Origin of the sequence: uncultured Campylobacter sp. (genome assembly GCF_937997595.1) — a bacterium.
Lineage (GTDB): Bacteria > Campylobacterota > Campylobacteria > Campylobacterales > Campylobacteraceae > Campylobacter_B.
On sequence record NZ_CALKTS010000121.1, the window covers coordinates 1 to 6,465 of the forward strand.

The following is a 6,465-nucleotide window of genomic DNA, read 5'->3' on the forward strand; positions in this document are numbered from 1 at the left end:
TCAAGCTTGGCGGATCGCTCGCTCGCGCTTTCGTAAAAATACGCCCCCGCGCACAGCAGCACGATAAGCGCCGTGATGATGATTTTAGCCTTTTTGCTTAAAATTTCGTCTCGCACGAAAAAGATCGCCGCGATAAATAAAAATGCGAAAATAAACACCAAAAATCTCAAATTTTATCCTTGCCCGCCCGCTACGGAGTTTGGCTCGTAAATTCGGCGAGAGTTTTCAAGCTTAAAATTCTCCGCGTAGCTGATAGGTAATGTCGCCTGCACCGAAGCCAATCACGAGGCCGTCGTTTATGATGTGGCGGACGCCGAAAATATCGCTAAATTCTATCTTCTCGCCGTTTCTAAAGACGCGCTCGGTAAATAGCGCGCCCAGTCCCTTGAATTCCTCTTTCAGATCGATGCCGTTGCTCGGCTCGCCCGCGGCGTAAACGGGCAGCACCACTAGCTCCAAAGCGCCTGCGAAGCACTCCTTAAAAGCGTTTAAATTCGCCTTAAGCCTGCTGAAGCGGTGCGGCTGAAAGATCACTGTAATCTTGCTAAGCCCTAGCAGGCTAGCGTATTCGCGCGCGCTTTGCAGCGTCGCTCTGATCTCGGTAGGGTGGTGGCCGTAGTCGTCGATGAGCACGAAGTTCGGGGTGGCGCACAGGATGTCGAAGCGCTTTTTGATCCCTTTGTAATTTAGTAAATTTTTACGGATCTGCTCTAGCCCCGTCTCGCACGCCGCGGCAAGGATCGCTAGCGACGCATCTATGGCGATGTGCCTTCCTAGCCCGTAAACCTCGAAGCGTCCGAGCTCTTTAAGATTAAAACTCATAAACGGCTGATGATCGCGCAGTAGCACCTTTAGATCCGTTATATCGCGCGAAGGAAAGAGCTTGATACAGCCGAGCTTGATGGAGCTTAAAAACTCATCCTCGGCGTTTATCACGCGGATCTTGGCGCGCTCCAAAAAACCGCGATACGCCGCGTGAAATTTATCCAAATCGTTGTCGTAATGATCCATATGCTCGGGCTCGGCGTTGGTCACGACCGCGACGTAGGGGTTGGAATTTAAAAAGCTCGAATCACTCTCGTCGGCTTCAAAGATGATGTTTTCGCTATTTTCATATTTCATATTCGAGCCGAACTGCTTGGAAATCGCGCCGATGATGACCGAGCCGTCTATCAGTGCCGAGGTTATCGCGCTCGTGGTGCTTTTGCCGTGCGCGCCGGCGACTGCGAAGACGCGCTTGTCTTTTAGCACGAAGGGCAGGGCCTCCTTGCGCGAGAGGCAGACGATACCCTTTTTGCGCGCGGCTTGCAGCTCGACGTTGTCCTCTTTGATCGCGGCGGAGTAGATGACGATCTCCTGATCCTTTATCGCCGAAGCGTCGTGCGGCGTGATGATCTCCATGCCGTCCGCTCTTAGCTTGTAGGTCGTCTCGCTCTCTTTGATATCCGAGCCTGAGATGATAAAATTTTTCTCGTGTAAAAATCTCGCTAATGCCGATATTCCTATGCCGCCGATGCCGATAAAATGAACCTTTTTCACCTTTGTCCTTAAATAATATAATAGATAATTACGTTTAAATTTTTAAATCCCGCGTGGGCGAAATTTAAAAATTTAAACCATTTCGCGCCTTGAAATTCGCCTCTAAATTTTACGAGCTCGCAGCGTCGTGCGGCCTCGGTGTTTCTAAGATCCGCTTTTAAAATTTAGCGCCCGAAATTTGCTGTTTAAATTTCGCCTTTTAAAATTTGAGCGCTCGAAATTCCGCACTCAAATCCGCTTCGAAACCGAGCGCTTAAAATTTACGGCTCAAACCGGCCCTTAAGCTTCGCCGCGAGCAGGGTTGCCGCGGCGCCTGCCGCATCGTATCGCGCACCGAAGCCGCGTAAATTTCGGTAAATTTCATCGCACGTCCACTATTTAAATTTAACGCCTGAAATTTTTCGCCGCTTGGCTCCGTGCGAAACATATTCGCCGCTTTGCGCTTTAAATTTAGCTTATAAATTTACCCGCATAAATTTAAAATTTCGTCGAAATTTTAAATATCAGTGCGCCCGTTGATCGCCTTTATCAGCGAGAGCATATCGACGTTATCTAGGCTCACGCCCGTAGGCACGCCTTGGGCAAGCTTAGTAAATTTCAAACCCAGACCCGCGAGCTTATCTTCGACGTAGAGCATGATCCCGTCGGAGTTGATGCCCGGCGTCAGCGCAAATATCAGCTCGCGCGCGCCGTTTCGGCTCACCATCTCGCGCAGCGCCGCGATTTTATCTTCGTCAGCGGCGTCTAGCACGAAGTAGCGACCGTTGTAAATTTTATTGCTCTCTAAAATAAAGATATCTTTTGGGTTTTCGACGATGCAAATTTTATCGCTTTCGCGCTCCTCGTCGGCGCAGTATTCGCAGATCTCGCCCTCGCATACCGCTCCGCAGATGCGGCATCTATGCAGTCCGCGCACCGCCTCTTCGATATTGTGTGCTAAATTTAGCCCCAAAAAGGAGTTTTGCACGCTTACGTAGTAGGCAAAGCGCAGGGCGGATTTTTTGCCCACGCCCGGAAGCTTTTCAAAGCTCGCGACGAGCTCTTCGAACCTGTCTGTGCCACTCATATGGCGCCCTTCGGCGAAAAGACGATCGAGAAGTAGTGAGTGCCGTCGCTGTAGTTGTACTCGAAGCGGAATTTATGCAGCTCGCAAATTTTATCGATGATATAGAGTCCGAGCCCCATACCGGTGGCTTTCTCGTCTTTATTTCTGATAAAGGCTTGCTTGTAATGCTCGAATGATTTTGCAAGCGCCGCTCCGCGATTGGCGACGCTTACTTTGTTTTCGTCGCAGATGATGCGGACTTTTTTATCGCTGGAGTATTTTAGGGCATTGTCGATTAAATTTTTAATCGCCAGCGCAAATAGCCCGAAATCCACGTTTATCACCGCGTCGCACTCGATATCCGTGCTGATGAGCTCATCCCAATTATCGAGCATAGACATATCTTTTACTTGCTCTAAAATGAGGCTGAAATGATAATCCTGATAATTTAACGAGTAGCTTTTTGAGAGCAGCTGTTCGATCTTAGCAAACTCGTTGATTAAAATTTCAAGCCGCTCGAAGACATTGACGAGCCGCTCTTTTTGCGTTTCGTCATCGAGCATTTCGGTGATGAGCCTGCCCTTGCCGATCGGGGTTTTAAGCTCATGCATGATGGTGCGTAAAAACAGCTGGCGCGAGCGGATCAGCTCTTGAATTTTGGCGATCGCGTTGTTAAATTCCTGCGCGACCTGCCCGATCTCGTCCTCGCTGTGAGTAGCGGCTAAATTTACGTCCAGATTGCCCTGAGCGAATTTTTTGATATTTTTGCTTAGTTTTTTTAGCGGCGTGAAGCTTCGCACTATTGATAGATAAAGTGAGATCAAAACCGCCATCGTAAGCAAAAACCCGACCCAAAGCGGATCGTTTAAATTCTTCGTGCCAAGGCTTTCGAAAACCACGACGAAAGAGTTGTTTTTTATATTTAAAAACAGCGAATTATTATACTCGACCGAGCTAAACTCGCCAATAGAGGTGTCTTGAACGAAAAAAATTTTACCACTCGTGATGATGTTTTGGATGATATTTTTGTCTTTTACAAGCTCCAAGCCGTAGCTGGAGAAGTAGCGCTCAATATCGCTGGGAGGGGCATTACGCTTGTATAGCTCAAGTAGATTATTGACCGCGTTTATTTGATTAGCCTGCATGCTACCTAGAGCTCTATTCATCTGCATCCGTGCGAACGTGATGAAAAGCACGCAGACTAAGATGATCGCGATTACAAAAAAAACCGAAATTTTAGTGATTAAGGAGTGCTTCATCCGATGAGCTTGTAACCGATACCACGAACCGAAAAGATATGTTTAGGCGCTTTGGAACTGTCGCCGATCTTGGTGCGTAGGCGTCCGATGATGACGTCTAAGCTCTTTGAGTCCTTATCTTTTAGGCTCTTGCAATGGTATACGAGCTGCTCGCGAGATACCGAAAAGCTATGCTGTTTTATTAGGTATTCTAAAATTTCATACTCCGCAGGCGTTAGCACGAGCGACTCTTCGCCGAAGTAAATTTCATGGCGCTTGTCGTCGATACGAAATACGCTATCCGTGGCGGTTTCTTCCTTTTCGCTGGCTTTTTTGTAGCGGCGAATTAAACTCATGATGCGCGCGTGCATCTCTTTTGGATCATAAGGCTTCGGCAGGTAATCGTCCGCGCCGATCTGAAGGCCTACGACGCGATCGCTCACGTCGCTTCTAGCCGAGCTGATGATGATCGGAATGTCGTATTTCTCGCGGATCTCTTTGCAGACTTCAAGTCCGTCCATTCCAGGAAGCGTAAGATCCAAAATCAGTAGATCGTAGTTTTTGATCCCCGCGCTAATGCCCAGATACGGGTCTTCGAAGTTTGTAACTTGGATGTTAAATTTAGCCAGATATTCGGTTAGAAGCTGTGCAAACTCGCTGTCGTCTTCTATCATCAATACATTTATCATTTTTTATCCTTTGCATCGTTGATTTGAAATTTAAATATTGCATTATACATAAAAATAGTTAAGTCTTAACTTGCGTTTTATTAAATTTGGATAAAATTGCCCCTTTTGTATAGTTTAAGGAGAATTTCGTGGAAGAAGATTATTATGAAATTTTAGGCGTGGTGCGCGATGCCGACGCCGAGACGATAAAAAAGGCGTTTCGAAAGCTCGCTTTGCAATTCCACCCCGACCGCAACCAGGGCGACAAGGAATCGGAGGAGAAATTTAAAAAGATCAACGAAGCGTATCAAATTTTAAGCGACGATCAAAAGCGCAGGATGTATGATCGCTACGGCAAAGAGGGCATCAGCGGCGCATATAGCGGCGCGAGCGGCGGAGGATTTGATTTCAGCTCGATTTTCGGCGATTTTTTCGAGCAGGCATTCGGCGGAGGCGGTCGCTCACGCCCTAGCGATCCATACGGCATAGATACCGAGCTAGCCGTAACGCTGGAATTTAAAGAGGCTTTAGAGGGCGTTCACAAGGAGATAAAATACAAGATCAAAAAGCCGTGCTCCACCTGCGACGCCACCGGCTCGAAGGATAAAAAGAAGCATACTTGCTCCGCTTGCGGCGGTACCGGGCGCGTCGCCGTCAGGCGCGGGTATATGAGCTTTATCCAAAGCTGCTCCGAATGCGGCGGCACGGGCGAGATCGTAAAAGACAGGTGTAAGGATTGCGGCGGCAAGGGCTTTACCGAGGAGGACGTGAGCCTTAAATTTGACATTCCTGCAGGCATAGACGACGGACAGAGCGTGCGCCTAAGCGGCAAAGGCAACGTCTCCAAAACCGGCGAGATCGGGGATCTATACGTGATAGTGCGCGTGAAGGAAGACAGCCACTTCCTGCGCGACGGAGATGATCTGTATATCGAGGTGCCGGTGTTTTTCACGCAGGCGATCTTGGGCGAGAGCATCGAGGTGCCGACGCCGCGCGGCAAGGCGGAGCTGAAGCTTAAAGTAGGCACGAAGGACAAGCAGCGCTTCACGATCTACGGCGAGGGTGCGCCGAATATCCGCACCAAGAAAAACGGCGATCTGATCGTGCAGGTAAACGTTCAGACGCCTAAAAAATTGAACGAGAAGCAAGAGGCGCTTTTACGCGAGCTTCAAGAAAGCTTCGGCAGTAAGGGCGGAGACGACGAGGGGATACTCGATAAAATCAAGAATTTTTTCAAGTAAACTGCCTTGATCTGCCTTGATCTGCCTTGCGCGGCGATTATTTAAACTCTAGTTCGGTGGGCTGCGGAATTTTAATTTAACCGCTGCCTGCCGTTTGTCGGCTTTCTGCTGCTTGTTTGGCCGCTCGCTAGGCGTCGTTCGTTTGATCGCAGTTTGCTTGATCTTCGTCGTCCGTAGTTCAGTAGGACGCCTATCGTTTAGCTGCCGTTTGCCAAGCGCCGTCTGTTTGATCGCTGCAAATACTGCGCGGCGACTTTATACGATAATGCTTGCGAGTAGAATTTTATCTGTATCCGCAGCGGTCTTAGAGCGCTACTGCGGCGTTAAACGACGGCTCGGAGCGGTTTACGCGCCGTAAAAGCGGTTTATAAATTTAAAAAGGACGAAAATGGATCGCAAAAATGAGCCTGCAAATTTCAAATCCGCGGATGATGAGATGTTTGCGTTTCTATCGAGCTTGGGCGATTGCTGGCAGGTGAGCGAGGGCGGAGCGCGCTTTATAGAGGAAAATTTCACCTTCGTCGGCTCCAAGCCCGTCTTGCGGGGTTTGAAAGATTACGCGACCGCGGACTGCCTGAGCTTTGCTGGCGCCGGGAACTTCATAGACGCAACCCCCGTGGTAAAAGCGAGGATTTTGAGCGGCGAAATCCACTATCTAGGCGACAGTCTAACGAGCGCGGAGGTTAAATTTGCGCCTGAATATTTTTACGATTTTTTAAAATTTATAATGGAGC

6 protein-coding genes are annotated in these 6,465 nt (G+C 48.8%); 2 read left to right on the forward strand and 4 right to left on the reverse strand.

Annotated elements, in window-relative coordinates; genetic code table 11:
* Positions 1-231: 231 nt before the first annotated feature.
* The 4 genes from murC to Q0614_RS04285 all read right to left on the reverse strand — a co-directional run bounded on the left by murC (position 232) and on the right by Q0614_RS04285 (position 4,511).
* Positions 232-1,539 (reverse strand): UDP-N-acetylmuramate--L-alanine ligase, encoded by a 1,308-nt coding sequence (gene murC, locus Q0614_RS04270; RefSeq protein WP_298786775.1) that lies wholly within the window; start codon positions 1,537-1,539, stop codon positions 232-234.
* 496 nt (positions 1,540-2,035) lie between these two features.
* Complete coding sequence (recR, locus tag Q0614_RS04275; RefSeq protein ID WP_298786777.1) at positions 2,036-2,605, reverse strand: recombination mediator RecR; 570 nt, start codon at positions 2,603-2,605, stop codon at positions 2,036-2,038.
* The gene (locus Q0614_RS04280) at positions 2,602-3,843 is read right to left on the reverse strand and encodes an ArsS family sensor histidine kinase (RefSeq protein WP_295153002.1); all 1,242 of its coding nucleotides are present in this window, start codon (positions 3,841-3,843) and stop codon (positions 2,602-2,604) included. Before Q0614_RS04280 ends, recR begins: the two co-directional genes overlap by 4 nt.
* Positions 3,840-4,511, reverse strand: coding sequence for a response regulator transcription factor (locus Q0614_RS04285; protein WP_005870149.1), 672 nt, complete (start codon positions 4,509-4,511; stop codon positions 3,840-3,842). The genes Q0614_RS04280 and Q0614_RS04285 overlap by 4 nt, the downstream gene beginning before the upstream one ends.
* Positions 4,512-4,639: 128 nt before the next feature.
* Between Q0614_RS04285 and dnaJ the strand changes: the two genes are divergently transcribed.
* A complete protein-coding gene (gene dnaJ / locus Q0614_RS04290) occupies positions 4,640-5,731 on the forward strand; it encodes a molecular chaperone DnaJ (RefSeq protein ID WP_298786779.1) in 1,092 nt (363 codons plus the stop codon).
* A 388-nt stretch (positions 5,732-6,119) separates the two neighbouring features.
* Positions 6,120-6,465, forward strand: a 346-nt coding sequence (locus Q0614_RS04295; RefSeq protein ID WP_298786781.1) for a hypothetical protein, incomplete at its 3' end; no start/stop codon positions are given.

What these genes read in the sequence shown, in the direction of transcription:
- recR (WP_298786777.1), bottom strand. Translation starts at nt 2,605, where the DNA reads ATGAGTGGCACAGACAGGTTCGAAGAGCTCGTCGCGAGCTTTGAAAAG.
- Q0614_RS04280 (WP_295153002.1), bottom strand. Translation starts at nt 3,843, where the DNA reads ATGAAGCACTCCTTAATCACTAAAATTTCGGTTTTTTTTGTAATCGCG.
- Q0614_RS04285 (WP_005870149.1), bottom strand. Translation starts at nt 4,511, where the DNA reads ATGATAAATGTATTGATGATAGAAGACGACAGCGAGTTTGCACAGCTT.